24 protein-coding genes and 2 pseudogenes are annotated in these 25,284 nt (G+C 70.5%); 14 read left to right on the top strand and 12 right to left on the bottom strand.

From position 1 onward, the window contains the following. Positions 1-103: 103 nt before the first annotated feature. Positions 104-730 (bottom strand): winged helix-turn-helix transcriptional regulator, encoded by a 627-nt coding sequence (locus QF027_RS37775; protein WP_307079743.1) that lies wholly within the window; start codon positions 728-730, stop codon positions 104-106. A gap of 87 nt (positions 731-817) precedes the next feature. Between QF027_RS37775 and QF027_RS37770 the strand changes: the two genes are divergently transcribed. The 7 genes and pseudogenes from QF027_RS37770 (at position 818) to QF027_RS37740 (ending at position 6,988) form a co-directional block, all read left to right on the top strand. Next, positions 818-2,026 (top strand): pyridoxal phosphate-dependent aminotransferase, encoded by a 1,209-nt coding sequence (locus tag QF027_RS37770; RefSeq protein ID WP_306974547.1) that lies wholly within the window; start codon positions 818-820, stop codon positions 2,024-2,026. 102 nt (positions 2,027-2,128) lie between these two features. Further along, positions 2,129-4,432: a hypothetical protein gene (locus tag QF027_RS37765; RefSeq protein ID WP_306974548.1), complete on the top strand. Its 2,304-nt coding sequence runs from the start codon at positions 2,129-2,131 to the stop codon at positions 4,430-4,432. A 9-nt stretch (positions 4,433-4,441) separates the two neighbouring features. Next, entirely contained in the window at positions 4,442-4,837 is a 396-nt protein-coding gene (locus tag QF027_RS37760) for a DUF5955 family protein (RefSeq protein WP_307079741.1), read from the top strand. Between the two features lie 116 nt (positions 4,838-4,953). Then, a pseudogene (locus tag QF027_RS37755) lies at positions 4,954-5,244 on the top strand (histidine phosphatase family protein); the annotation flags it as partial. A gap of 387 nt (positions 5,245-5,631) precedes the next feature. After that, positions 5,632-5,810, top strand: a pseudogene (locus QF027_RS37750) (histidine phosphatase family protein); the annotation flags it as partial. A gap of 70 nt (positions 5,811-5,880) precedes the next feature. Further along, positions 5,881-6,516 carry a hypothetical protein gene (locus QF027_RS37745; protein WP_307079739.1) on the top strand — a complete coding sequence of 212 codons (636 nt, stop codon included), beginning with the start codon at positions 5,881-5,883 and terminating at the stop codon, positions 6,514-6,516. A gap of 55 nt (positions 6,517-6,571) precedes the next feature. Next, complete coding sequence (locus QF027_RS37740; RefSeq protein ID WP_306974554.1) at positions 6,572-6,988, top strand: acyl-CoA thioesterase; 417 nt, start codon at positions 6,572-6,574, stop codon at positions 6,986-6,988. Between the two features lies 1 nt (position 6,989). On the opposite strand, the gene QF027_RS37735 is transcribed toward QF027_RS37740, so the two are convergent. Beyond that, complete coding sequence (locus QF027_RS37735; RefSeq protein ID WP_123994649.1) at positions 6,990-7,385, bottom strand: winged helix-turn-helix transcriptional regulator; 396 nt, start codon at positions 7,383-7,385, stop codon at positions 6,990-6,992. Between the two features lie 110 nt (positions 7,386-7,495). On the opposite strand from QF027_RS37735, the gene QF027_RS37730 reads away from it, so the two are divergent. After that, positions 7,496-8,926 (top strand): MFS transporter, encoded by a 1,431-nt coding sequence (locus QF027_RS37730; protein ID WP_307079737.1) that lies wholly within the window; start codon positions 7,496-7,498, stop codon positions 8,924-8,926. Between the two features lie 43 nt (positions 8,927-8,969). On the opposite strand, the gene QF027_RS37725 is transcribed toward QF027_RS37730, so the two are convergent. Beyond that, complete coding sequence (locus QF027_RS37725) at positions 8,970-9,863, bottom strand: SDR family oxidoreductase (RefSeq protein WP_307079735.1); 894 nt, start codon at positions 9,861-9,863, stop codon at positions 8,970-8,972. Positions 9,864-9,950: 87 nt separating this feature from the next. On the opposite strand from QF027_RS37725, the gene QF027_RS37720 reads away from it, so the two are divergent. After that, positions 9,951-10,751 carry an AraC family transcriptional regulator gene (locus QF027_RS37720; RefSeq protein WP_307079733.1) on the top strand — a complete coding sequence of 267 codons (801 nt, stop codon included), beginning with the start codon at positions 9,951-9,953 and terminating at the stop codon, positions 10,749-10,751. Beyond that, the gene (locus tag QF027_RS37715) at positions 10,751-11,569 is read left to right on the top strand and encodes a chitosanase (protein ID WP_307079731.1); all 819 of its coding nucleotides are present in this window, start codon (positions 10,751-10,753) and stop codon (positions 11,567-11,569) included. The genes QF027_RS37720 and QF027_RS37715 overlap by 1 nt, the downstream gene beginning before the upstream one ends. Positions 11,570-11,797: 228 nt before the next feature. Here the strand turns inward: QF027_RS37715 and QF027_RS37710 are convergent, their stop codons facing one another. The 6 genes from QF027_RS37710 to QF027_RS37685 form a co-directional block, all read right to left on the bottom strand. Then, positions 11,798-13,177: an 8-oxoguanine deaminase gene (locus QF027_RS37710; protein WP_307079729.1), complete on the bottom strand. Its 1,380-nt coding sequence runs from the start codon at positions 13,175-13,177 to the stop codon at positions 11,798-11,800. 102 nt (positions 13,178-13,279) lie between these two features. Further along, positions 13,280-14,182 (bottom strand): factor-independent urate hydroxylase, encoded by a 903-nt coding sequence (pucL, locus tag QF027_RS37705; RefSeq protein WP_307079727.1) that lies wholly within the window; start codon positions 14,180-14,182, stop codon positions 13,280-13,282. A gap of 4 nt (positions 14,183-14,186) precedes the next feature. Beyond that, positions 14,187-14,585 (bottom strand): hydroxyisourate hydrolase, encoded by a 399-nt coding sequence (gene uraH / locus QF027_RS37700; protein WP_306974573.1) that lies wholly within the window; start codon positions 14,583-14,585, stop codon positions 14,187-14,189. 2 nt (positions 14,586-14,587) lie between these two features. Further along, a complete protein-coding gene (uraD, locus tag QF027_RS37695) occupies positions 14,588-15,100 on the bottom strand; it encodes a 2-oxo-4-hydroxy-4-carboxy-5-ureidoimidazoline decarboxylase (RefSeq protein ID WP_306974575.1) in 513 nt (170 codons plus the stop codon). An 83-nt stretch (positions 15,101-15,183) separates the two neighbouring features. After that, the gene (locus tag QF027_RS37690) at positions 15,184-15,492 is read right to left on the bottom strand and encodes a helix-turn-helix domain-containing protein (RefSeq protein WP_062037242.1); all 309 of its coding nucleotides are present in this window, start codon (positions 15,490-15,492) and stop codon (positions 15,184-15,186) included. Between the two features lie 47 nt (positions 15,493-15,539). Then, positions 15,540-15,791: a hypothetical protein gene (locus QF027_RS37685; RefSeq protein WP_306974576.1), complete on the bottom strand. Its 252-nt coding sequence runs from the start codon at positions 15,789-15,791 to the stop codon at positions 15,540-15,542. Between the two features lie 145 nt (positions 15,792-15,936). On the opposite strand from QF027_RS37685, the gene QF027_RS37680 reads away from it, so the two are divergent. The 3 genes from QF027_RS37680 (at position 15,937) to QF027_RS37670 (ending at position 18,335) form a co-directional block, all read left to right on the top strand. Then, on the top strand, positions 15,937-16,776 hold the full coding sequence (locus QF027_RS37680; protein ID WP_307079725.1) for a TIM barrel protein: 840 nt from the start codon (positions 15,937-15,939) through the stop codon (positions 16,774-16,776). A 27-nt stretch (positions 16,777-16,803) separates the two neighbouring features. After that, positions 16,804-17,694, top strand: coding sequence for a 2-hydroxy-3-oxopropionate reductase (locus QF027_RS37675; RefSeq protein WP_307079723.1), 891 nt, complete (start codon positions 16,804-16,806; stop codon positions 17,692-17,694). Positions 17,695-18,095: 401 nt separating this feature from the next. After that, a complete protein-coding gene (locus QF027_RS37670; RefSeq protein ID WP_307079721.1) occupies positions 18,096-18,335 on the top strand; it encodes a hypothetical protein in 240 nt (79 codons plus the stop codon). 228 nt (positions 18,336-18,563) lie between these two features. Here QF027_RS37670 and gcl read toward each other — a convergent pair whose 3' ends face one another. After that, positions 18,564-20,348, bottom strand: a complete 1,785-nt coding sequence (gene gcl / locus QF027_RS37665) for a glyoxylate carboligase (protein WP_307079719.1) — start codon at positions 20,346-20,348, stop codon at positions 18,564-18,566. Positions 20,349-20,539: 191 nt separating this feature from the next. Between gcl and QF027_RS37660 the strand changes: the two genes are divergently transcribed. Then, on the top strand, positions 20,540-21,217 hold the full coding sequence (locus QF027_RS37660) for a hypothetical protein (RefSeq protein ID WP_307079717.1): 678 nt from the start codon (positions 20,540-20,542) through the stop codon (positions 21,215-21,217). A 715-nt stretch (positions 21,218-21,932) separates the two neighbouring features. Here the strand turns inward: QF027_RS37660 and QF027_RS37655 are convergent. Then, positions 21,933-23,519, bottom strand: a complete 1,587-nt coding sequence (locus QF027_RS37655; protein WP_307079715.1) for an AMP-binding protein — start codon at positions 23,517-23,519, stop codon at positions 21,933-21,935. Further along, positions 23,516-25,183, bottom strand: coding sequence for an AMP-binding protein (locus QF027_RS37650; protein ID WP_307079713.1), 1,668 nt, complete (start codon positions 25,181-25,183; stop codon positions 23,516-23,518). The genes QF027_RS37655 and QF027_RS37650 overlap by 4 nt, the downstream gene beginning before the upstream one ends. Positions 25,184-25,284 lie beyond the last annotated feature (101 nt).

The raw sequence follows: 25,284 nt of genomic DNA, 5'->3' as shown, positions 1-25,284 counted from the left end.
CGCCGTCCCGGCCACACCCACCAGGTCGAGGTGACCTCCCCAGGCTGCCCGCCCGGCGCCTGACGGCCCGGCGAGAAGGCCCGCTCCGGCGGGCCTTCTTCGTTCACGCCTCCCGCAGCACCTTGGCGATCGCGCCGTCCCCGGTCACCTCGACACGGCCGTCCCGCACCGCGTCCGCCAGGCTCAACTCCCCGCGGCCGACGGCCCCCCAGACCTCCGAGTCCAGGACCAGCCGGGCGTCGGGCTCCTGGGGTGCCGGCCCCTCGCCGTACGCGGGACCGTCCTGCGCGCCGACGTACACGTGGAAGTCCCCCTCCTCCAGCCGCACTTCGACGAGCCCCTCCCCCTCCAGCGCGCGCAGCAGGGGCAGCGCGAACCAGTGCGCGCGTACGGCGTCGGTGGGCCGTCGGGCGCCGAGCTCGGGCCCGCCCCAGGTGCCGAGGGCCTGGAGCACCGGCAGCAACTCGCGTCCGCGAGCGGTGAGTTCGTAGACGAAGGCCGCGCCGGGCGGGGGGAGCCGACGCCGGGTGGTCAGTCCGTCGCGCTCCATGTCCTTCAGCCGTGAGGCGAGTACGTCCGTGCTCACGCCCGGCAGGTCGGCGTGCAGGTCCGTGTAGCGGCGCGGCCCCGACAGCAGTTCCCGGACGATCAGCAGCGTCCATCGGTCGCCCACCACGTCGAGGGCGCGGGCCGCGGAACAGTACTGGTCGTAGCTTCGGCGAGGTGACATGCGACGCAGTCTAGACAAGTTGTTGGACTTTCCAAGCTCCTGCTTGGTAAAACCAAGCAACACAGGAATCCGGAGAGGCAGCAGCGCATGGAGTTCCGGCAGTCGAGCAAGCTCAGCGAGGTCTGTTACGAGATCCGCGGCCCGGTGATCGAGCACGCCGACGCACTGGAGGAGGCGGGCCACAGCGTGCTGCGCCTCAACACCGGCAACCCCGCGCTGTTCGGCTTCGAGGCGCCGGAGGAGATCCTCCAGGACATGATCCGGATGCTCCCGCAGGCGCACGGCTACACCGACTCCCGCGGCATCCTCTCCGCCCGCCGCGCGGTCGCCCAGCGCTACCAGACCCTGGGCCTGGAGGTCGACGTCGACGACGTCTTCCTCGGCAACGGCATCTCGGAACTGATCTCGATGGCCGTACAGGCGCTGGTCGAGGACGGCGACGAAATCCTCATCCCCGCCCCCGACTTCCCCCTCTGGACGGCGGTCACGACCCTCGCGGGCGGCAAGGCGGTGCACTACCTCTGCGACGAACAGGCCGACTGGTACCCGGACCTGGACGACATGGCGTCGAAGATCACGGACCGCACCAAGGCCGTGGTCATCATCAACCCGAACAATCCCACCGGCGCGGTCTACCCGAAGGAGATCATCGAGGGCATCCTCGACCTCGCCCGCCGGCACGGCCTGATGGTCTTCGCCGACGAGATCTACGACCAGATCCTGTACGACGACGCCGTGCACCACTCCGTCGCCGCCCTCGCCCCCGATCTGGTCGTCCTGACCTTCTGCGGCCTGTCGAAGACGTACCGGGTGGCCGGCTTCCGCTCGGGCTGGCTGGTGATCACCGGCCCCAAGCAGCACGCCAAGAGCTACCTCGAGGGCCTGACCATGCTGGCCTCCATGCGGCTGTGCGCCAACGCGCCCGCGCAGTACGCCATCCAGGCCGCGCTCGGCGGCCGCCAGTCCATCCACGACCTGACCGCGCCCGGCGGACGCCTGTACGAACAGCGCACCGTGGCCTGGGAGAAGCTCAATGAGATCCCCGGCGTCTCGTGTGTGAAGCCGAAGGGCTCGCTCTACGCCTTCCCACGGCTCGACCCCAAGGTCCACAAGATCCACGACGACGAGAAGTTCGTCCTGGACCTGCTGCTGCGGGAGAAGATCCAGGTCGTCCAGGGCACCGGCTTCAACTGGCCGGCCCCGGACCACTTCCGCATCCTGACGCTGCCCCACGCACAGGATCTGGAGGCGGCGATCGGGCGGATCGGGCGGTTCCTGAGCGGGTACCGGCAGTAGCGGGTGGTGTGGATGGGGTTCACGGTCGGACAGAGCGGGGATGCCATGGAGTGCGGCCCCTGATCCCGGGGCCGGGGGGATCGGGGGATGGGGGAACCCCAGATGTACTTGCCTCGTCGGCGTGCGCCGGGCACACGCTCGTCCTTACGCGGCCGTCTCGCGCTGCTGGTCCTGCTCGTGGTGCTCGCGGGCAGCCCGTGGGTGCAGCGGCCGCTCTCGGACTACTACACCGAGAAGTTCTCCATACAGCTGTCCGACAACAAGATCCTGCGCTGGCTCGTGGAGGCCGCGTTCCTGCCCCGCTGGGAGGTCTCCTCCGAACGGTACGGCGGCACGTCCTCGCTGGTCGTGAACGACCTCGCTGTCCTGGTCCTGCTCGCGGGACTCGTCTTCTTCGCCAGGCGGCTGTCGGCCCGCGGAGCACCGGGCCGGCTCCGCTGCCTCGCCGCGGGTGTGCTGGCATCGGCGCTGGCCAACCTGGCGTGGTGGGGCATGCACGAGGCCTTCGTCGACAACGTGGTGCTCACACCGGTCGACACCCTGGTGAAGGACCTGTTGCGCAGCGCTCTTCTCTTCGGCCTCGCGGTCGGCGCGCTGCTCGCCCTCCTGACCGCCGGTCCACCGGGAACAGTCTCCGTCGGCGCCATGAGGGCGCCGCTCCGCCGCTGGAGAGAGGGAGGACCCGGCATGACGACCGCGCCGGTCCACATGCCGGTCGGGAGCGCTCCGGGCGACGTCACCCGGTATCTGTGCGCCGCGGCCTACGTGGACGAAGGATTCGCCGACCGCGTGGTGGAGGACGTCCTGGCCGACGAGGCGGGCGCGGTGGCCGCCTCTCCCGACGTCGACCTGGTGACAGTCGTACGGCACTGTCTGACGGCACAGGAGATGCGGCACCGCAGGGATCAGCGCCTGACGGGCGCGTTCGCCCTCGTGGCCGTCTTCGCACCCCTGTGGCTGCTGTTCGTCGCGTTGTTCCTGTCGACCACCCGGCAGGCGGGCGGCCGGCCGAGCCTGGCCACCCGCGGCCGACACCAGCCCGAGGGCAGGGTGCTGGTGGGCACGGCTGTCGCGGCGGGCATCGCGGTGCTCTTCGCCTTCGGTCTCGGTGTCGCCGTCTCTTCGCTGCCCACCCCCGCGTTCGTGACCTGGCTGCTGGGCTCCTATCTGGCCGGGGTGCCGGCCGCCCTGGTGTCCGTCACGGCGGTGGCACTCGCGTACGTGACGGTCGTACGCCATGATCTCGCCGTCGACCGGCTGCTGCGCACGACCATGACCCGCGAGGCGTTCTCCCGGCAGCCCCGCCCGACCGTGCCGCCGCGGAAGTGGATGGCCGAGCGGCTGGCGGCCATCCGGGAGGCGCAGGACGGGAACGTCACGGTCTACAGCGGGTACACACCCTTCCTCGGCTATTCGCCGGCCGCCTCGCAGTGGTCGCTCGCCGTGCCACTGCTGCCCGCCGGCGATCGCGTCGGAGGGGTCTCGCGTCCCGGCGGGCCTCAGCCGTTCACCGTCACCGAACTCGTCGACCACGTACGCGCGCGGCTGTCGGCGACCGCCACGCGCGGCGTGACGGACGCGGCGGCGGACGGTGAGGCGGCCCTCGGGTCCCTCGTCGTGCAGGACCGGATCTTCGCGAGCGGCACGGCCGTCGGTGACGACGAGCGGTTCATCAGGGCCACGAGTCTCGCCCCGGCCGCCCGACTGTCGGCCGATCAGGTCGAGCGGATCATGGAGCGTCCGACCGGTGCGGTCCGGCACTGTCTGGCGGTCCACGTGCCGCTGTGGGGCGGGGACGTGGTGCCGACCGTGTTCCTGCACTTCTCGACCGAGGGCAGAACACTCCACCTGCACTGCACCAACCACGTGCTCGGTCCGGTGAGAGCCGACTACCACGTCGTGGACCGGCTGCGCGGACCCCTGTCCCCCGCCGCGCGCCGGGGGCTGCTGCTGGACGCCGTCCCCCGCACCGGCGGTGCTTTCTTCGCCGCCCCGTTCCAGGCGCTGCGGCAGGCCCGCTTCGAGGAACGGCACAGCAGACGCATGGGGGACGAGCTGAAGGCCCTGGAACAGGACCCGGTCTACGACTTCGGCGCCCGGCTGAGCGTCCGGGAGCTGGCCGTGAGCCCGGACTACCAGAACTACTTCCAGGTCGTGGACGCCGCACGGATCACGTCGCTGGTGCAGCGCCACACCCTCGCCGCGATCCGCGAGTTCCTCGACACGCGCGGGTACGACATCACCGACTTCCGCGCCCAGCAGCAGACGATCCTCAACCAGGGCCTGATCCAGCAGGGCGGCATGAGCATCATCGGGAACCAGGCGATCGGCAAGGGCGCGACCGCCACCCAGAACGTCCCGCAGCAGTCCGGCGCGGCCGCCCCCGTCGCCGGTTCCGGAAAGTAGGAGGCCCTCATGACGGGCAGCGACGACCGGCGACAGGACCCTCCGGTCAACAACGGCCTCATGATCAGCGGCGGCACCCACTACGTCGGCAACCAGGCCGTGGGGCACGGCGCCCAGGCGTTCTCCGGCGCGGTCTCCTTCCAGCCGCAGGACACCGAGCGTACGGCCGAGCTGCTCGCGTACGTCGAGCGGCTGCTGGAGGAGCACCGGGCGGCGCTCGCCGATCCGGACGCGACCAGCAGGGAGCTGCGCCGCCTGCGCGAGGAACTGGACGAGGCCGAACCGCAGCCGACGGTGCTGCGGCGGGCCCTCGACCGCCTCAACGAGTTCGTGCAGCCGGTGACCCCGCTCGTCGTCGCGGTGGGGCAGCTCGCGCAGTCGGTGCAGGGTCTGCCGGGGCTCTGAGAGTTTCCAGGAGGTTTGGGGGCTCCCCAGGTGAGCGGCCGTCCGGCCCAGTCCGCCCTGCGAGCCCTCGGGGCCGTGTGGCACGGTGCTGGGAGTCGAGCGGGAAGGGCGCGCGCATGGGTGATCTCTTTCTGGTCCGGCGCGGTGAGACCGAGTGGTCGCGGTCCGGGCGGCACACCGGCTGGACGGACGTACCGCTGACCGGGCGCGGCCGGGAGGAGGCGCGCCGGCTGGTGCCGCTGATCCGCTCGCACCGCATCGGCGCCGCCTTCGTGAGCCCCCTGCAGCGGGCCCGGGAGACCACGGAGCTCATCGGGCTGCACGACCTGCGGGTCGACGTCGATCTGCGCTGGGGGCACCCCCTCTGGGGGAGGGACTACGGCGGCTACGAGGGCGTCACCACCGTACCGAGGGGCTGTAGCTGCTCGCCGGAGTGTGTGCGCGAGGTCGAGTGAGCTCGATCGTGTGATGGTCGACTTCCGGGCTTGCGGAGTCCTGGGCCGATCGGGCTAACGTGATCGTGCGACCTGGGACACCAGGTATGGCGTCAGCGTGCGGGGCCCCTGCTCCACCAGAGGATGGTTCAGGGCCTCCCCGTCGCCTCTGGCCGTACCCAACTGGCCAGGTCGCGCAGGGCGGCGTCCAACAGCGGCCTCCGGCCGCGGGGGCCTCCCGGGCCCGGACCGCGCACAGGATGCGTGTCGCCGCCCCGGGGTCGAGTACGCCGGGGACCAGCTCGCCCAAGACCGTTCGGGGCGCGCGGCTGAACGGACTCACTCCCGCTCAGTCCACAGGAACGGTGCGTGGTGCTGGTGGCGCACGGCCTTTCCTGCGGGTCCTCACCACCCGCCGGTTCGGACTGCCGCCGTCGGCCGGTGCGCTGTTCCAGCTGGCGACGGGGACGGTGTGCCGGCTGGGGACGGAGCACGGGCGGCCGGTGATCGCGGGGTGGAATGTCAGACCCGGGTCGTAGTCTTCGAATGGGCTGCTCGCGGGAGCGTTCCGGCCCGTCGACCAGGCCGCTTTCCGGGGAGGTGTCCGTCATGGCCCGACCGCCCACCGCCGCGCAGCGGCGTGTCATCGACGCCGCCGATCCCGTCACCGGTCGGCTGAGGGGTACCGAGGCCCAGTTGGACGCGCTGGTCAAGCGCGGCCTGGCCTTCCGGCATCCGCGGCCACCGCACGATCATTTCCTGACCCCGACCGGTCACCGCATACGGGAGACGGTTCCGGAGGAGCCCGAGCAGTCCGCCGAGCAGGCCGCCGACTCGACCACCGGTGTGTTCACCGCGCGGGTCGGCGGCCCGCAGGAGGCCGCGGACACCGGTCCGGCCCGGGCGCGTGAGGTGCACAGCGCCTGGCAGGGGTTGCTGGAGCTGCGCCGGATGACCAACCCCGACGCGGCCACGGGCCGGCCCTGTGGCTGGGAGCGCACACATCTGGTGCAGGCGGCCGCGCTGGCGCTGGAGGCTGCCGGGCACCCGCCGGAAGCGGGGGGCTCCTCCGGCTACCGGGTGCGCGCGACCCCGCAGCCCGAGGCCGTGGCCGTGCACGCGCCGGACGGCGAGGCGCTGCGGGCCTGCGCGAGCACCCTGGAGGGGGCCGGCTGGCAGGTCGGCGAGTACACGGAACCACGGACCAGGGCCCGGTACCTGCTGGCCTCGCCACGCCGGGTGTAGGAGGCACATGTCAGGATCGGGTCCAGCAACTGCCGTGCAATGAGAGGGGATTGACGTGAGCGAGCCGTTTTCCGTGCCGGTGACCGTCCGCGGGTACGAGACGGACGTGCAGGGCCACCTCAACCAGAGCGTGTACCTCAACTACGCGGAGCACGCCCGCTGGTCACTCCTCAAGGCCGCCGGGATCACCCAGGCCGGACTCATCGGCAGCGGGGTGGGTCCGGTGGCGCTGGAGACCACCATCCGCTACCTGCGCGAGCTGCTGGCCGGTGACGAGGTGGAGGTGACCTGCGCCTTCGAGTGGGGCGAGGGCAAGACCTTCCGCATACGGCAGACCATCCGCAAGCAGGACGGCACCGTGGCGGCCGAGATCACCGCGGTCGGCGGGCTGATGGACCTCAAGGAGCGGCGCCTGGTCGCGAACGCGAGCGAGGTTCTCAAGGGGCTGGCCACGGAGCCGGGCCTGTTGTAGCTCAGGCCGGCTCCGGTTCGCGCTCGGCGTCGTAGCTCGCCCGCGCCTCGGCGATGTAGACCCTGTTGCGCTCGGCCCAGTCGGTCAGGCGCTGCAGTGTCTCGTGCAACTCGCGGGCGACCGGCGTGAGTTCGTATTCGACTTTGGGCGGCACCGTCGGGTGCACGGTGCGGGTGACGAGGCCGTCGCGCTCCAGGTTGCGCAGGGTCAGGGTCAGCATGCGGCGGCTGATGCCCTCGATGCTGCGCTCCAACTCGGTGAAGCGGATGGGCCCATGGGCGGCCGCGACGAGGATCTGAACGCTCCATTTGCCGGAGACCCTGTCAAGAACCTCCCGCACCGGACACGCGTGCGCGTTCACGACCTGGACGGTAACACCGGTGTTCCTCTGGGACATCGAACTGCCTCCTTACGCCGTCCTCCATGGTCACTGACGATGTTCCCCGTTACAAGTCGTGCACCTAGCCACTTGTCGGAACCCACGGAGAATGCAGGAGGCCCGCCGCCATGACGGCCGTTGTCGAGACCCCGACGCGAACACCGCACCGAACGTACTCCCGCTGGACGGCCCTCGTCGTCCTGTGCGCGGGAACGCTCATGACGATCCTGGACGGCAACATCGTCACGGTCGCCATGCCGGCCATCCAGAGCGACCTCGGCTTCTCGGGGCCGGGCCTCGCCTGGGTGGTCAACGCCTATCTGATCCCGTTCGGCGGGCTGCTGTTGCTGGTGGGCCGGCTCGGTGACCTGGTCGGCCGCAAGCGGATGTTCGCGGCGGGGCTGGCCGTGTTCACGGCGGCCTCCGTGCTGTGCGGGGTGGCCACGAGCCAGGGCATGCTGATCGCGGCGCGTGCCCTTCAGGGCGTGGGTGGGGCGATGACCTCGGCCGTGGTCCTCGGCATGCTGGTCGCCCTGTTCCCCGAACCACGTGAACAGGCCCGTGCGATCGCGGTGTTCAGCGCGGTGGGAGCAGCGGGCGGGGCGCTGGGCACGTTCCTCGGCGGGGCGCTGACGCAGGCCCTGAACTGGCACTGGATCTTCCTGATCAACCTGCCGATCGGGATCGTCGCCCTGCTGGCGGCGGTCCGGGTGCTCGGTGCGGAGGACGGCGAAGGTCTTGGCAGGGGTGCGGACTATCCGGGGGCCGCGCTGGTCACCGGGGCGCTGATGCTGACGGTGTACGTGATCGTCGGGTCCGGCGACCGCGCGGTGACCACGACGCTCCTGCTGGCCTTGCTCGCCCTCGCCCTGTTCACGGCGTTCACCGTCCGGCAGGCCCGGGCCGCCCGTCCCCTGCTGCGGCTGCGCCTGTTCGGCTCCCGGCTGCTGTCCGGCGCGAACGCCGTCCAGATCCTGATGATCGCCACGATGTACGGCTTCCAGTTCCTCGGGGCGCTGTATGTCCAACGCGTCTTGGGGTTCGGCGAGTTGCTCACCGGCACGGCGTTCCTGCCGGCGCCGATCGTCATCGGGGTGCTGATGCTCGGGCTGTCGGCACGGACCATCGGGCGCTTCGGGGCGTACCGGGTACTGCTGGCGGGGCTCGTGCTCATCGTCGCCGGGATGGCCCTGCTGAGCCGTGCGCCTGCCGACGGCTCGTACGTGGTCGACGTCCTTCCGGTGCTGCTTCTGCTCGCCACCGGGTTCGCCGCCGCGATGCCCGCACTGACCGGGCTCGCCATGTCGGGGGCTCGCGAGGAGGACGCGGGGCTGGCGTCCGGGTTGTTCAACACCACGCAGGTGGTGGGAGGTTCGCTGGGGCTGGCGGTGCTGTCGGTGCTGGCGGCGGGTCGGACGCAGGGGTTGCTGGAGGGCGGGGCGGGCCTGGTCGCGGCGACGGCGGAGGGGTATCAGGTGGCGTTCCGGGTGGGGACGGGGATCGCGGTGGGGGCGTTGGGGTTGGCTGCGGTGGTGCTCCGGCCGCGAGGGAGGGTGTGAGCCGCCTTCGGATGTGCCGCGCTGTGCCGTCTCGCGCCCGCGCTCAACCCCCGCCGGCCCGCGGGCCAAGTACCCCGCCGAACGCCCCTTTGTGGTCTTCCGCCCACTCCCGATACGTCCGCGCCGGACGCCCCAGGACCTCCTCCACATCCCCGGTGACCACCGCGTTTCCGCCCTCGGCCACGAAGCGGACGCTCCGCAGCATCCCCTCCGCCGACTCCTCGCTCCAGCCCGAGGCGACCAGCAGTTCACGCGTCTGAGACGGGGTCAGGTCACGGAGCTCCACACGGCCGCCGAGCACCTCTGCCAGCGCGGCCGCCTGGCCCCGGGGACTGAGCGTCTCGGGGCCGGTCAGGGTGTACGTCCGCCCCACGCACCCCGGACCGACCAGCGCCGCTACCGCGATCTCGGCGACATCCCGCGGGTCGACGACCCCCTGCCGGCCCGAGCCCAGCATGTTCGGCACCGGCTCACCCGCGCGCAGCGCCTCCGCCCAGCTCAACGTGTTCGACGCGAAGACGGACGGGCGCAGGATCACCCATTCCAGCCCGCTTTCCCGGACCGCCTCCTCACCGTGTCCGTGCGCGATGCCACCCAGGCCCGTCCTGGGATCACCCGCCATGATCGCCGAAAGCTTCACGATCCGCCGGACCCCCGCCGCCCGCGCCGCCTCGACCATCCCACGGTCGCTGTCCCCGTCCTCCGGGCCGAAGACGCCCACGAGGAAGGCGCGGTCGACGCCCGCCATGGCCGCCGCCACGGAACCGAGGTCACGGTGATGGCCGCGCACCGCCTCCACGCCGGGCGGCAATTCGGCTGCGGCCCTCTCCGGATCCCGGGTGAGCGCGCGCACCTTCTCTCCGCGCGCCACGAGCTGTCGTACGACCTCACTGCCGATGGTGCCGGTGGCACCCGTAACAAGGATCATGACCACCACCGTGCGCCCCGCGGGGCACCGGACGATAGGAAATTCCGGCACGTTTCGTGCGCCCGAACCCCCCGGCTCCACGCTTACGGTGGACGCGTGACCAACTCCGTTTCCGGGCGTGCCCTGCGCACCCCCGACGAGCTGCGTCCGTGGATCGCCGGGATCAAGGCCCTGGCCGTAGAGGAGGCGGATCCGCGGAAGCCGTTCGTCCAGCTGCCCGACCCCACGACCAAGGTGATCGTCCGCAGTGAGGCGCGGGGCCGGCCCACCCTGCTGGTCTCCGGGCCCCGTGTCCGGGCCGCGTACCACGCGGGCAAGCGACAGGTGTCCTGCACGGAGGTGCGGCTGGCGCCGGGAGCCGTCCGGCCGCTGCTCGGCGTCCCGGCCGTCGACCTCGTCGGGCGGATCGTCCCGCTGGGTGCGCTGCCGGGCCGGGCCGCGCGGCAACTGGCGTACGAACTCAGGTGGCTGGAGCCCGAAGAGGTCGTCGCCCGGCTCGCGGACGTCCTCCCGGGCCTGCTGCCCACCGCGGCCGGCGGGACACGGACCGAGCTGCTGCGGGCCGCGGTCGCCGCGCTGTCCGTCCGCTCGGGTCACATACCCGGTCACGTAAGAGAAGTGGCTCGTGAACTCGCCGTCAGTGAGCGTCAGTTGCGCAACCTGTTCAGCGAGGGTGTCGGCCTCTCGCCGAAGCACTACGCCCGCATCGACCGCGTCCGCGCCGTGCTCGCCCATGCCACCGAGCTGGCCTCGGCCGAACTGGCCGCCGTCACCGGCTACTACGACCAGTCCCACATGACGTCCGACTTCCGCACCTTGATGGGCGTCCCGCCGCGCTCCTACTTCACGGGACGGCTTCCCGCTCCCCGCTCCTGCCAGGTGATCGACAGACAGTGATGCGATATCACAGTGACCCGCCCAGAACCGCCGCCCGCCGCACCCTGCTCGCCGTCCTCGGAGCCGGGGCGTTGAGCACCCAGTTGCCGTCCGACGAGGCCGCGGACCCGACCGGGCTGGACGACCCGGACAAGAAGGACCTCGCGATGCAGCTGGTGTCCAGCGCGGAGAACTCCTCGCTGGACTGGCAGGCGCAGTACACGTACATCGAGGACATCGGGGACGGCCGCGGCTACACCGCCGGCATCATCGGTTTCTGCTCCGGTACGAGCGACATGCTGGCGCTGGTCGAGCTCTACACGCAACGGGTACCCGACAACCCCCTGGCCCCCTATCTGCCCGCTCTGCGCGCGGTGGACGGCACCGACTCGCACGACGGGCTGGACCCGGGTTTCCCTTCGGCCTGGCGGAAGGCGGCGCAGACCTCCCCATTCCGCCGGGCGCAGCGGGACGAGCGGGACCGCGGCTACTTCGATCCGGCGGTCGCGTGTGCCAAGAAGGACGGCCTCGGCACGCTCGGCCAGTTCGTCTACTACGACGCGATGGTCATGCACGGCCCCGGCACCGATGCCCTGAGCTTCGGCGGCATCCGGCGCCGGGCCCGCGAGAAGGCGGACACCCCGGCGGACGGCGGCGGCGAGATCGCCTGTCTGCACGCCTTCCTGGACGCCCGGGTGTGGGCGATGAAGCAGGAGGCGGCGCACAGTGACGTGAGCCGGGTCGAGACGGCCCAGCGGGTCTTCCTGGAGCAGGGCAATCTCGGCCTGGACCCACCGCTCAAGTGGAAGGTGTACGGGGACAGTTACGAGATCGGCTGAGCAGGGACGACGGTCTCCATGGGGTGGGCGACGTCCCGTGCGTCCGCCCTGGCCGAGATGGTGTACATGGAGGTGGTGCGAGTGGTCGTGCGGGACCGGGACGGAGACCGTTCCGGGGCGCGTGCGTCCAACACGCGCCCCGGGCACGGCCGCCGTGGAGCCCCGAACACGGGTTCCACGGCTGCCGGCCGGGAGCCGTCCCTCCCGGCCGGAGCACTGGTGAAGTGATCAGCCCTGCGCGGCGATCCGCGCCAGACGCTGGGCCTGTTCCCGTGTGGAGCGTGCGATGGCGTCCTCGTCGACGTGCAACAGGCGGCTGTCCTCGACGATCTGACGGCCGTTCACAAAGGAGGCCGTGACGGGTGCCGCCGCACCGAAGACCAGCGCGGTCACCGGGTCGGCGATCGAGGCATGCGCGAGGGTGTCGAGCTTCCACAGCACCAGGTCGGCGAGCTTGCCCGCCTCCAGGGAGCCGGTCTCGGCCGCGCGGCCCAGGACCTGGGCGCCGCCGTGGGTGCCCAGGCGCAGCGCCTGCCGGGCGTTCAGAGCCGCTTCCCGGTGCACGCCCAGGCGGTTGATGAGCAGGGCGTTGCGCAGCTCGGTGTGGAGTTCGCCGGACTCGTTGGAGGCCGTGCCGTCGACGCCGAGGCCGACCGGGACACCGGCCGCGAGCATGTCCGGGACCCGCGCGATACCCGCCGCCAGACGGGCGTTGGACGAAGGGCAGTGGGCCACACCCGTCTTCGTACGGGCGAAGGCGGCGATGTCGGAGTCGTTCATGTGGACGCAGTGCGCCATCCACACGTCCTCGCCGAGCCAGCCGGTGGACTCGAAGTAGTCGGTCGGGCCCATGCCGAACAGCTCCTTGCAGAACTGCTCCTCCTCGACGGTCTCCGAGCCGTGGGTGTGCAGTCGTACGCCGAGACGGCGGGCCAACTCGGCGCCTTCCCGCAGGAGTTCGGTGGAGACGGAGAAGGGCGAGCAGGGGGCGACGGCGACCTGGGTCATCGCGCCGAAGGAGGAGTCGTGGTGTTCCTTGACGGTCGCCTCGGTCGCGGCGAGGGCGCCCTCCAGGGTCTCGACGGCGAAGTCCGGGGGCAGGCCGCCGTCCTTCTCGCTGCGGTCCATGGAGCCGCGGGCGAGAGTGAAGCGGACGCCCGTCTCGCGGGCGGCGCGGATGATCGCGCCGGACAGGTCGCCGGAACCGGCGGGGAAGACGTAGTGGTGGTCCATGGCGGTGGTGACGCCACCGCGGGCCATCATCGCGAGCGATCCCTGCGCCGCCGCGTAGACCATGTGCTCGTCGATACGCGCCCAGGTCGGGTACAGCGCGACGAGCCAGTTGAAGAGGTTGTGGTCGGTGGCCAGGCCGCGGGTGATCCACTGGTAGTAGTGGTGATGGGTGTTGACCAGGCCGGGGGTCACGAGGTGGCCGGTGGCGTCGATACGGCGGTCGACGTTCTCCAGGCCGTCGGGTGCCCTGCCCGCGCCGAGCGACTCGATGCGGTTGCCGGCGATGACGACGTATCCGCTCGGGTACTCGGTGTCGTGCGCGTCCACGGTCGCGATCGAACAGTTCTCGATGACGATGCGCCGGTCTGCTGCCATGGTTCGTCCTTTGCGCAGAGGGGGAGAGGGCACGGCAGGACCCCGGGAGTTTGAGTGCCGCGGCCCGCCCTGGCGGGCCGCGGGTGCCGCAGAGGGAGTTGTTCAGAGGTTGGTGAGATCCACGGGAATCCTCGGCTCGCAGCCGTCCCGGAGGACGGTCGCCTCGATCAGGCCGTAGGGCCGGTCGGCGGCGAAGTAGACGGCGCCGTCTTCGGTGGCGTTCTTCAGTCCGAACGGCTCCAGGTCCACGAGGAAATGGTGCTTGTTCGGCAGCGAGAAGCGGACCTCGTCGATCTCGGCCCGGTGGTCGATGATCCGCGAACCCATCTGGTACAGGGTCTGCTGGAGCGAGAGCGAGTACGTCTCGGCGAAGGCCTCGAGCATGTGTCTTTTGACCTGCTCGTAGGACGTCTCCCAGTCGGGCGTCTGCTGCTCGTCGTCCGACCAGTTGAAGCGCCAGCGGCTGGACACCTCGGTCGCCAGGATGCGGTCGTACGCCTCGGGCAGGGTCGTGTACTTGTCCTTGACGTAGCCCCAGAACTCGGAGTTGGTCGAGTTCATGACGGTCAGGTCCTTGAGCCCGGAGACGACCTCCCAGGAGGAGCCGTCGTAGGTGATCTGGGTCAGGCGGGTCTCCTGGCCCTGGCGGACGAAGGAGTGCTCGCCCTCGCCGGCCGTCCCGATCCGCTCCCAGGCGTACTCCTCGATGCGGATTCGCGCGGTCCTGATCGGTTCCTGCGAGGTGACGAAGTGCCGGGCGAGGTGGATGCCGAACTGCTCGGCGGATGCGATGCCGTGCTCCTTGGCGAACGCGTACACCGTGTTTTTGGTGGTGTCGGTCGGCAGCACGTGGGCGTTGGAGCCGGAGTAGTGGACCTCGTCCATGTCGCCGCTCAGCGACACCGAGACGTTGAGGTCCTTGATGTTGTGGGTGGCGCCGTCCCGCGTGATCTTCACGACTCGGTTCTCGGCCTTGCCGTACTGGTTCTGTCCCAGGATGGGCATGTAGCTAGCTCCCTCGGTAAACGGAGTAGCCGAACGGGTTGAGCAGCAGCGGTACGTGGTAGTGCTCCCCGGGGTTCACGGCGAAGGTGATCGCCACCTCGGGGAAGAACACTCCGGTCGCACCGCTGTCCCGATTCGCGGGGGCGTCCTGCTGCGCATCGGCTTGCTTCTTCAAGAAGTACGGTTCGACCTCGAAGTCGAGCCGTACGTGGGTGGTCCCCTCCGGCAGCACCGGCAGGTCCTTGCACCGCCCGTCCGCGTCGGTCGCCGAGCCGCCGAGCGCCTGCCACTCCGCCTCGCGCCCGGGGCGGGCGGAGAGCCGGACGGCGACTCCCCCGGCGGGGCGGCCGACGCTGGTGTCCAGGATGTGCGTGGACACGGAGGCGGTGGTGCTCGTACTCATGGTCAGGCGTCCTCTTCGACGATGCGGGCGAGCCGGATACGGTTGATCTTGCCCAGCTCGGTGCGGACGATCTCGCGTTCCCGCTCCGGCGCGTTGCCGATCCGCTCCCTGACCGCGTCGCGCATCTGCTCGCCGGTACGGCCGGTCGCGCAGATCAGGAAGACATGGCCGAACCTCTCCTGGTACGCCAGATTCAGTTCGAGCATCTCCGCCTTGAGCTCCTCGGAGGCGCCTGCCATGCCGCGCTGCTCGCGGGCCGAGGCCGGGTCGCCCGGCTTGGGGCGGCCGATCGGCGGGTGGCCGGCCATCGCCTCGGCGAGGTCGTCGGGGGTCAGCTCGGCCATGGCGGCGTCGCTGGTGGCGTAGAGGTCCTCCGCGGTCGCGTAGGGGCGGGCGGCGAGCAGACGCCGAGCCCACGCCGTGGAGGCACACGCCTCGAGGAGCACCGCGTGGGCCGCGTGCTCCTCCAGGACGTTGAACCGGGCCAGGCCGGGGGACGTGGAAGTCGAAGTCACGAAGTCAGCTAACGCCCCCACGCGACAACACGTCAACAGTTTGTTGAAAATTCGGGGTTACGAAACCCGCCGGGGTTCTTTCCCTACGCTTTGTCCCGGTTCAGATAGTTGTAGACCGTGAAGCGGCTCACCCCGAGCGCGCTCGCCACGGTCTCCACGCCGTGCCGTACGGAGAAGGCGCCACGCGCCTCCAATATCCGTACGACCTCCTGCTTGGCCTTGCGGTCCAGGTCCGCGAGCGGCTTGCCCTGCTTGCGCTCCATGGCGGCCAGGATGTGGTCGAGCGAGTCCGCGAGCTGAGGCAGTCGTACAGCGACCACGTCGGCACCCTGCCAGGCCAGTACGACGTCGTCGGGACCGGCCTCGTCGGGCGGGAGCATCTCGCCGCCCATGGCGTCGACCAGCGGCTTGACCGCCGTGATGAACGGTTCGTCGGCGCTCACGCGTCGGCCTCCCCGAGGACGTTCACCTGGAAGGAGATCCGGGTGGCGCCGGAGGCCAGGGTCCTGCGCAGCAGGGCGTCCACGGCGGCGAGCACCTCGTCGGCGCCGCCTTCCGCCGTGTTGCCGAACGGGCCGACGTCCACCGCGTCCAGTTCGGCCGCCTCGATGACCTCGCGGGCCACGAGCGCGTGCGCCGGGGCTTCGTCGAGGTCGAACGGCTCGGTCGTGAACTCCACTCGCAATCGCACGCGCACAACCTAACGCGCGGTGCCGTTTTCCGCCGAGCCCTCTTGACAACGCCTTCAACCCGACGGCAATCTTCCAATAAGCAGAAAGTAACTTCCACATTACGGAAATACACGGAACCTCGACACGGAAGGGAGCGCCCGCGACATGCCAGGTTTTCCATGGGACACAGCCGCAGAGCAGCGCTTCAACGTCAACCTGTCGATCCTCTTCACGGAACTCCCGCTCCTGGAGCGCCCCGCGGCAGCCGCCGCGGCCGGATTCACCGCGGTCGAGCTGTGGTGGCCCTGGATCGACACCCCCACCCCTGCGCGGTCCGAGCTCGACGCCCTGAAGAAGGCGGTCGAGGACGCGGACGTCCAGCTCACGGGCCTGAACTTCTACGCCGGCCGGCTGCCGGGCCCCGACCGCGGCGCCCTGTCCGTCCCCGGCGAGGAGTCGGAGCGGTTCCGCGCCAACATCGACGTGGCCGCCGGCTTCGCCGGATCGCTCGGCGCCACGGCGCTCAACGCCCTGTACGGCAACCGCGTCGAGGGCGTGGACCCGGCCGAGCAGGACGCGCTCGCGCTGGAGAACCTGGTCCTCGCGGCCCGCGCCGCCGACCGGATCGGCGCGATCCTCCTGATCGAGGCCCTCAACAAGCCGGAGTCGCCGCTGTACCCACTGGTGAGCGCGCCCGCGGCGGTGGGGATCGTCGACAAGGTCAACGACGCGACCGGCCTCGGCAACGCGAAGTTCCTGATGGACCTGTACCACCTGTCCATGAACGGCGAGGACCTGCCGGCCGTGATCGAGGAGTTCACCCCGAGGACCGGCCACGTGCAGATCGCCGACAACCCGGGCCGCGGCGCGCCCGGTACCGGCTCACTCCCCCTCGAAGACCTCCTCGATCAGCTGAGGAAGGCGGGCTACGACGGCTGGGTCGGCCTCGAGTACAAGCCGGGGGACCGCCCGAGCGCCGAGGCCTTCGACTGGCTGCCCCGCTGACCCCTTCCCGGAAAGGCACCCCCGATCATGAGCAACCTCCCCAAGATCGCCTGGATAGGTCTCGGCATCATGGGCTCCCCCATGTCCGAGAACCTGGTCAAGGCGGGTTACGACGTCACCGGCTTCACCCTCGAACAGGACAAGCTGGACCGGCTGGCCGCCGCCGGCGGCACCGCCGCCGGTTCGATCGCCGAGGCCGTGCGGGACGCCGACGTGATCATCACGATGGTGCCCGCCTCCCCGCAGGTCGAGGCCATCGCGTACGGCCCCGGGGGCATCCTGGAGAACGCCCGCTCCGGCGCCCTGCTGATCGACATGTCCTCGATCACCCCGCAGACCTCGGTCGACCTGGCGAAGGCGGCCGAGGAGAAGGGCATCCGCGTCCTGGACGCGCCCGTGTCCGGCGGTGAGGCCGGTGCGATCGAGGCCGTGCTGTCCATCATGGTCGGCGGTGAGCAGGCCGACTTCGACGAGGCCGAGCCGATCTTCGAAGCACTCGGCAAGACCATCGTGCTGTGCGGTCCGCACGGCTCGGGCCAGACCGTGAAGGCCGCGAACCAGCTGATCGTCGCCGTGAACATCCAGGCGTGCGCCGAGGCCGTGGTCTTCCTGGAGAAGTCGGGCGTGGACCTCAAGGCCGCCCTGGACGTCCTGGGCGGCGGTCTGGCCGGCTCGACCGTGCTGACCCGCAAGAAGGACAACTTCCTCCAGCGCGACTTCAAGCCGGGCTTCCGTATCGACCTGCACCACAAGGACATGGGCATCGTCACCGACGCCGCCCGCAACGTCGGCGCGGCCCTGCCCGTCGGCGCCGTGGTCGCCCAGCTGGTCGCCAGCCTGCGTACGCAGGGCGACGGGGGCCTGGACCACTCGGCGCTGCTGCGGGCCGTGGAGCGCCTGTCCGGCGCCCAGGTCTGATCCCGACTTCCGGTCCGCGGCGGCGCTGACATCTGTCCTGTCGCGCCCAGGCGCTGCCGCGGACCGGAAACCCATGACCTCGCGCTGCGCGAGGAGTGAAGCACCCTGACCGCACCCGAAGCGCCCGGCGACCCGGATGAGGGGTGGTCGCCCGGTACCGGGCACGGACAGGGGAGGACCGCGGCGGCGTGCGAGCCAGTGCGGTGGTGAAGGTCCCAGGCCCTCCTTCTTCGACCTGAGGGAAGGAGCGCGCCCCGGTTCCGTCGCGGCCGCCGCGGTCCCGGCAAGACCCGCAGGAAAGCAGAGCGCCGGACACGGACGATCCCGTGTCCGGCGCTCCGCCATGCAGCGGGGACCGTCACCGGGGTGCGGATTCCGGCCGACCACAGCACGCTGTAGGCATGGCAGCACATCCGACACAGCATCCGCATGTGGTGGTGCACGCTCCGGCCCTGGACGGATCGCGGCGGGTCACCGTGGACGACGAGAGTCTCGGCGTCGCCTCGCACCTGGACGACGTCGTGGAACTGCTCCGGCTCGCCGACCTGGATCGGATCGAGGTGGAGGACGACGACATCGTGGAGTGGCAGGGCGGCGGTCCGGACGACTGGCCGGGGCTGTCCGAGCACCACGAGCCGTGAGCGGGCGTACGGCAGCGGTCGTAGGCCGGATACGGAATCCTCAAATCAACCTCTGAACATGATTCAAGGGGCTTCAACCCGGCCCCGACTCGGGCACATTCTCTACGGGTGAGGCCCGCCGGCACGGGGGCGGCGGGCCCCGCGACGGGGGCCGGCTTCGGGGGAGCCGGGCACGGGAAAGGGCGGTCCGACCATGACGGTGGGACCGCCCTTCAGCTGTGTGCGGTGTCAGACCTTGAGCGGCTTGATCGACGTCGGCGCGTGAGCCGGCTCCGTCGCGATCTCCTCGAACTCGACCACGTTGCCGATGTCGTTCGTCGTCGACATCGAGATGTTGGTGACCCGCTCCAGGATGGCCTCGACGACGACCGGGACCTGGAACTCGGCGGCGAGCTTCTTCGCCTGCTCCAGGGTCGCGCCCAGTTCCGCCGGATCGGTCACCCGGATCGCCTTGCAGCCGAGACCCTCGGCGACCTTGACGTGGTCGACGCCGTAGACGCCCAGTTCCGGGGAGTTGACGTTCTCGAACTCCAGGTTGACCTGGAAGTCGAGGTCGAAGGCGCGCTGGGCCTGGCGGATCAGGCCCAGGTAGGAGTTGTTCACGAGAACGTGGATGTACGGAATCCTGTGCTGGGCCCCGACGGCCAACTCCTCGATCAGGAACTGGAAGTCGTAGTCACCGGAGAGCGCGACGACCTGCGCCTCAGGGTCGGCCTTGGCAACGCCCAGCGCGGCCGGGATCGTCCAGCCGAGCGGACCCGCCTGGCCGCAGTTGATCCAGTGGCGCGGCCTGAAGACGTGCAGCATCTGGGCGCCGGCGATCTGGGAGAGGCCGATTGTGGAAACGTACCGGGTCTCGGGGCCGAAGGCCTTGTTCATCTCCTCGTAGACACGCTGCGGCTTGATCGGGATGTCGTCGAAGTGCGTACGGCGCTGGAGGGTCGCCTTCTTCTCCTGCGCGGAGGCCGCCCAGTCCGAACGGTCGGGGAGCCTGCCCGCCGCCTTCAACTCCCTTGCCACCTCGACGAAGAGCTCCAGGGCCGCCTTGGCGTCGGAGGCGATGCCGTAGTCCGGCGCGAAGATCCTGCCGATCTGGGTCGGCTCGACGTCGACGTGGACGAACGTCCGGCCCGCCGTGTAGACGTCCAGCTTGCCGGTGTGGCGGTTGGCCCAGCGGTTGCCGATGCCGAGGACGAAGTCGGACTCCAGGAAGGTGGCGTTGCCGTAGCGGTGCGAGGTCTGCAGGCCCACCATGCCGGCGTTGAGTTCGTGGTCGTCGGGCAGGACGCCCCAGCCCATGAGCGTCGGGACGACCGGTGTGCCGGTCAACTCGGCGAACTCGACGATGAGTTCGGCGGCGTCGGCGTTGATGACACCACCACCGGCGACGATCAGCGGGCGCTCGGACGCATTGAGCAGACCCAGCGCCTTCTCGATCTGCGCGCGGCTCGCGGCCGGCTTGTAGACCGGGAGCGGCTGGTACGTCTCCGGGTCGAATTCGATCTCCGTCAGCTGGACGTCGATCGGCAGGTCGATGAGGACGGGGCCGGGGCGGGCGGAGCGCATGAGGTGGAAGGCCTGCTGGAAGACACCGGGGACCTGGGCCGCCTCCAGGACGGTGACCGCCATCTTCGTCACCGGCCGCGCGATGGAGGCGATGTCGACGGCCTGGAAGTCCTCCTTGTGGATCACGGCGGTCGGGGCCTGGCCCGTGATGCACAGGATCGGGACGGAGTCGCCGGTCGCGGAGTACAGGGCGGTGATCATGTCGGTGCCGGCGGGTCCCGACGTGCCGATGCAGACACCGATGTTGCCCGCCCGGGTGCGGGTGTAGCCCTCGGCCATGTGCGAGGCGCCCTCCACATGGCGGGCGAGGGTGTGGTGGATACCCCCGGAGGCCTTGAGCGCCGCGTAGAAGGGGTTGATCGCCGCGCCGGGGACACCGAACGCGTCCGTGACACCTTCGCGCTTGAGGATCTCAACTGCCGCGCGGGCAGCGGTCATGCGAGCCATCGAGTACTCCTGCTTCGACTGCTTCGGCTGTCGGATGCGTACTCCCGTCGCGCCCCGCGGCGAGCACTTCCGTATTACGGAATAACTTTTCTACTATCTGGAAGCAATGTAAGTGGGTGTGTCCGAGCCGTCAAGACACGAAGGTGGCCAAGAGACGGACAGGCGCAGGCCTCCTGGAGGACGATGAGGCCATGTCCGAGAGCGTGTCGGTGCGCTGTCCGGTCTGCCGGCGCGAGCACCTCTACGCGGCGCCGTCGTACCCGTGCGAGTGCGGCGCGCCGGTCTGCCCGCCGCTGGACGGGCACGGCGCGCCCACGGCCGTCACCCACCAGGTGTGGGAGGAGGCGTGGGTCGCCGTGGAGTGCGCGGTCTGCGGCCGCAAGGCCGAGTGGCCGCAGCCGGAGCTGGGCTGTGTCTGCGGGACGGTCCTGAGGATTCCGGTGACCGGGGGCACCTGCCCCGAGACGGGGCCGGACGGGGACGCCTCCGCTCCCCCGCGTCGTGCCTTCCAGCCGATCACGATCCGCACCGCGCGCGACGCGGTCACCGTCACCGCGCTGTATCTGCGCTGGCTCGGCTACCAGGACATCCGGCGCGCGGACCAGCGTCCGCCGTCCGGCATCGGTCTCGCGGCCCGCGGGCTGCTGGCCCAGGTGGACCCGACCGTACGGCCGGCCTCGCTGCGGGACGTGGAGTGCCTGTGGCTGACGGCCATGACGGAGTCCGCGCACTGTGTGTACTTCTCACTGGCCGGCTACACCACCGAGGCCCGCGCCCGCGCCGACTCCCTCGGCGTCCCGCTGTTCGTCCTGGACCTGACCGGCACGCCACAACCGGTGAACAGCCTGGCCGACGAACTGGGAAACTAGGCCGCCGGGGGTTCGGGCCGACTCGGCGACTGCCGCGCCTGATGAACGGCCGACTGAACCCGGCCGCCCGGGACCTCACCCCCGACCGGGAGCGGCTCGCACCATGCCGTGGATCTCGACGGCGCGCTGCCGGCGCACCGGATGCCCTGACCCCGTGCGCCGCCCCCGGCCCAAAGGGGAAATACGGCCGCCGCCGGCCGCACCCGGCCAGAACCACCGCCAGGCACGCGGCGCGACCTGCCGGACGCAACCACCGAACTCCGCCACACCAGACCCGACCACCGAAGCCGACGTGCGGCCGGTGGTGGCTGCACCCGGCCCAGCCGGATAGGACCACCGCCACGCACCCGGCACCCACCCGGCACACAAGGCACGCGGCGCGACCCGCCGCGTGCGGCCACCGAACTCCGCCACACCAGACCCGACCACCCAAGCCAACATCCGGCCACTGCCGCCGACCACACGCGACCAGAACCACCGCCACGCACCCGGCACGCAAGGCGCGGCGCGACCCGCCGGACACAACCACCGAACTCCGCCACACCGGGCGCAGCCACCGAAGCCGACGTGCGGCCGGTGGTGGTGGCTGCATCCGGCCCAGCCGGACAGGACCACCGCCAGCAGTGCGGCAGCCAAGGCACACCGGTGCCCGACAGTGCGTGGCCGGTGCGCCGCAGACGCGTCGGCGAGGGCGGCGGCGGCCGGCGCGGCGGGCTCACTCCTGCGCGTACGTCTCCCGCAGTTCGACCTTGCGCACCTTCCCGGACACCGTCATCGGGAAGGCGTCGAGGATCCTCAGCCGGCTCGGGATCTTGTAGTGGGCCAGCCGACCCTCGCAGAACCCGCGCAGATCCTCCAGGGTCGGCGGGTGCGCCGGGTCCCGTGGGATGACGCAGGCCAGCACCTCCTCGCCGTAGCGCTCATGAGGAACGCCGACGACCTGGACGTCCGCGATCTTCGGGTGACCGTAGAGGAACTCCTCGATCTCGCGCGGGTAGATGTTCTCGCCACCCCGGATGATCATGTCCTTGATGCGGCCGACGATCTCGACGTAGCCGTCCTCGCGCATCGTCGCCAGGTCACCGGTGTGCATCCAGCGTCCGGCGTCCACGGCCTCCGCCGTCTTCTCGGGCTCGTTCCAGTAGCCGAGCATCACGCTGTAGCCGCGCGTGCACAACTCCCCTGCCCTGCCACGTGGTTGGGTGACCCCGGTCGCCGGGTCGACGACCTTGACCTCGATGTGCGGCAGGACGCGGCCGACCGTGCCGGTCCGGTGCTCGAGGTCGTCGTCCCTGCGGGTCTGCAAGGACACCGGGGACGTCTCGGTCATGCCGTAGCAGATGGACACCTCCGCCATGTGCATCTCGGCGACCACCCGCTTCATCACCTCCACCGGGCAGGGCGAGCCCGCCATGATGCCGGTGCGCAGGGAGGAGAGGTCGTACGTCGCGAAGTCGGGGAGGTTCAACTCGGCGATGAACATGGTCGGAACGCCGTAGAGCGAGGTGCAGCGCTCCTGCTGGACCGCGCGCAGGGTCGCCGCCGGGTCGAAGGACGGGGCCGGGATGACCACGCAGGCGCCGTGCGAGGTCGCCGCCAGGTTGCCCATCACCATGCCGAAGCAGTGGTAGAAGGGCACCGGGACGCAGACCCGGTCCTGCTCGCTGTAGTCGATCAACTCGCCCACGAAGTAACCGTTGTTGAGGATGTTGTGGTGGGAGAGGGTGGCCCCCTTGGGGAAGCCCGTCGTGCCCGAGGTGTACTGGATGTTGATCGGGTCGTCGCAGGACAGTTCCGGGTACGCCGCGTCACGGCCGCCGCGCCCCAGCAACTCCCCCCAGCTCGGGTGGCCGAAGTACACGACCTCCCGCAACTCCCTGCACCTGCCGCGCACTTCGTCGACCATCGCCCGGTAGTCGCTGCTCTTGTGGCTGAGCGAGGCGAACAGCAGGGAGACCCCGGCCTGGTTGAGGACGTACTCGACCTCGTGGGTGCGGTACGCCGGGTTGATGTTCACCATGACCGCGCCGATCCGCGCGGTGGCGTACTGCACGAGCACCCACTCGGGGCAGTTGACCGCCCAGATCCCCACCCGGTCGCCCTTGGCGACCCCGGAGGCGAGCAGCGCGGACGCCAACTCATCGACATCGGCGCCGAATCGGGCGTACGTCCAACGCCGCCCGGACGGCACGTCGACGAGCGCCTCGCGCTCCGGCCAGGTGGCCACGGCCCGGTCCAGGTTGTCGCCGATGGTGTCGCCGAGCAGCTGCGTCGTGCTCACACCGTGCGTGTGCGAGTTCACCGGAAGTCCTCCTCGCGGTACTCGGCGTCCGACCCCGCCGCCGTCGCCTCACGCAGTTCGATCCGCCGGATCTTGCCGGACACCGTCTTGGGCAGCTCCGCGAACTCCAGCCGCCGGATCCGCTTGTACGGCGCCAGCGACTCCCGGGAGTGCTCGAACAGCACCTTGGCGGTGTCGGGACCGGGCTCCCAGCCCTCCGCCAGCACGACGTACGCCTTCGGGACCGCGAGCCGCAGCTCGTCCGGCGCCGGTACGACGGCCGCCTCGGCCACCGCTTCGTGTTCCAGGAGCGCGCTCTCCAGCTCGAAGGGGCTGATCTTGTAGTCGGAGGCCTTGAAGACGTCGTCGCTGCGCCCGATGTAGGTCAGGTACCCCTCTTCGTCCCTCGACGCCACGTCGCCGGTCCGGTAGTAACCGCCCGCCATCGTCTCCGCCGTGCGGTCCGGGTCGCCGTGGTAGCCGGTCATCAGGCCGACCGGCCGGGCCGACAGGTCCAGCGCGATCTCGCCCTCGGCCGCCCCGGGCGCGCCGGACACCGGGTCGAGGAGCTCCACCTTGAAGCCGGGGCTCGGGCGGCCCATGGAACCGGTCTTCAGCACCTGCCCAGGGCTGTTGGAGACCTGGACGGCCGTCTCGGTCTGGCCGAAGCCGTCCCGGATGGTGATGCCCCAGGCCCGTCGGACCTGCTCGATGACCTCGGGGTTCAGCGGCTCGCCCGCGGCCACCACCTCGCGCGGCTTGCGGCGCAACTGGGTCAGGTCGGCCTGGATGAGCATGCGCCACACGGTCGGCGGTGCGCAGAAGGTCGTGACCCCCGCCCGGTCCATCTCGGACATCAGACGGCCCGCGTCGAACCGCGTGTAGTTGTGGATGAAGACGGTCGCCTCCGCGTTCCACGGCGCGAACAGGTTGGACCAGGCGTGCTTGGCCCAGCCCGGCGAGGAGATGTTCAGATGCACGTCGCCGGGCTCGAGGCCGATCCAGTACATGGTCGCCAGGTGCCCGATCGGGTACGAGGTGTGCGTGTGCTCGACGAGCTTGGGGCGGGCCGTCGTACCGGAGGTGAAGTACAGCATCAGCGGGTCGTCGGCGAGGGTCGGGCCGTCGGGGAGGAACTCCTCGGAGGCGGTGTACGCGTCCTCGTACGGCTGCCAGCCCTCCGGTACGCCGCCGACGGCGGTGCGCGTGTAGTCGCCGGACACCTCGTCGAACTTGCCGGTGTCCTCGGCCCGCACCAGCACGTGTCGCACCCGGCCGCGCTCGACGCGGTCGCGCAGGTCGGCGGGGCCGAGCAGCGGGGTCGCCGGGATGACGACGGCGCGCAGCTTCATGGCCGCGAGGGCCGTCTCCCACAGCTCTGCCTGGTTGCCCAGCATGACGAGGATCCGGTCCTCGGCCTCCACCCCGCGCTCGCGCAGCAGATTGGCGACCCGGTTGGACCGTTCGGCCATCTCGGCGAAGGAGAGGCGGATCTCACTGCCGTCCTCCTCGACGATGTGCAGGGCCGTGCGGTCGTTGCCCTCGGCGATGACGTCGAACCAGTCGAGCGCCCAGTTGAAGTGCTGCGGGCGGGGCCAGACGAAGCCCTCGTACGCCGTCGCGTAGTCCTCGCGGTGCTGAAGCAGGAAGTCCCGCGCCCCGCGGAAGTCCTCCGTAGCCGTCATCTTGCGTCCTCCTTGGTGCCGGACCATTGCCGGGCGGCTCTCTGCCATCGTGTAATCCGTGATGCAGGTCTCACTACCCCCGAACGGGGGTGTGTGCCGCA

The organism is Streptomyces canus (assembly GCF_030816965.1).
GTDB classification, from domain to species: domain Bacteria; phylum Actinomycetota; class Actinomycetes; order Streptomycetales; family Streptomycetaceae; genus Streptomyces; species Streptomyces canus_E.
The sequence above is the reverse complement of the archived record's forward strand: the minus strand, read 5'-3'. Positions and strand labels throughout refer to the sequence as shown.

Excerpts from the sequence above, each read along its gene's own strand:
- QF027_RS37775 (WP_307079743.1), bottom strand. The coding sequence starts at position 730 with ATGTCACCTCGCCGAAGCTACGACCAGTACTGTTCCGCGGCCCGCGCC.
- QF027_RS37770 (WP_306974547.1), top strand. The coding sequence starts at position 818 with ATGGAGTTCCGGCAGTCGAGCAAGCTCAGCGAGGTCTGTTACGAGATC.
- QF027_RS37765 (WP_306974548.1), top strand. The coding sequence starts at position 2,129 with ATGTACTTGCCTCGTCGGCGTGCGCCGGGCACACGCTCGTCCTTACGC.
- QF027_RS37760 (WP_307079741.1), top strand. The coding sequence starts at position 4,442 with ATGACGGGCAGCGACGACCGGCGACAGGACCCTCCGGTCAACAACGGC.
- QF027_RS37745 (WP_307079739.1), top strand. The coding sequence starts at position 5,881 with ATGGCCCGACCGCCCACCGCCGCGCAGCGGCGTGTCATCGACGCCGCC.
- QF027_RS37735 (WP_123994649.1), bottom strand. The coding sequence starts at position 7,385 with ATGTCCCAGAGGAACACCGGTGTTACCGTCCAGGTCGTGAACGCGCAC.
- QF027_RS37730 (WP_307079737.1), top strand. The coding sequence starts at position 7,496 with ATGACGGCCGTTGTCGAGACCCCGACGCGAACACCGCACCGAACGTAC.
- QF027_RS37715 (WP_307079731.1), top strand. The coding sequence starts at position 10,751 with ATGCGATATCACAGTGACCCGCCCAGAACCGCCGCCCGCCGCACCCTG.
- QF027_RS37710 (WP_307079729.1), bottom strand. The coding sequence starts at position 13,177 with ATGGCAGCAGACCGGCGCATCGTCATCGAGAACTGTTCGATCGCGACC.
- pucL (WP_307079727.1), bottom strand. The coding sequence starts at position 14,182 with ATGCCCATCCTGGGACAGAACCAGTACGGCAAGGCCGAGAACCGAGTC.
- uraH (WP_306974573.1), bottom strand. The coding sequence starts at position 14,585 with ATGAGTACGAGCACCACCGCCTCCGTGTCCACGCACATCCTGGACACC.
- QF027_RS37690 (WP_062037242.1), bottom strand. The coding sequence starts at position 15,492 with ATGGGCGGCGAGATGCTCCCGCCCGACGAGGCCGGTCCCGACGACGTC.
- QF027_RS37680 (WP_307079725.1), top strand. The coding sequence starts at position 15,937 with ATGCCAGGTTTTCCATGGGACACAGCCGCAGAGCAGCGCTTCAACGTC.
- QF027_RS37675 (WP_307079723.1), top strand. The coding sequence starts at position 16,804 with ATGAGCAACCTCCCCAAGATCGCCTGGATAGGTCTCGGCATCATGGGC.
- QF027_RS37670 (WP_307079721.1), top strand. The coding sequence starts at position 18,096 with ATGGCAGCACATCCGACACAGCATCCGCATGTGGTGGTGCACGCTCCG.
- gcl (WP_307079719.1), bottom strand. The coding sequence starts at position 20,348 with ATGGCTCGCATGACCGCTGCCCGCGCGGCAGTTGAGATCCTCAAGCGC.
- QF027_RS37660 (WP_307079717.1), top strand. The coding sequence starts at position 20,540 with ATGTCCGAGAGCGTGTCGGTGCGCTGTCCGGTCTGCCGGCGCGAGCAC.
- QF027_RS37650 (WP_307079713.1), bottom strand. The coding sequence starts at position 25,183 with ATGACGGCTACGGAGGACTTCCGCGGGGCGCGGGACTTCCTGCTTCAG.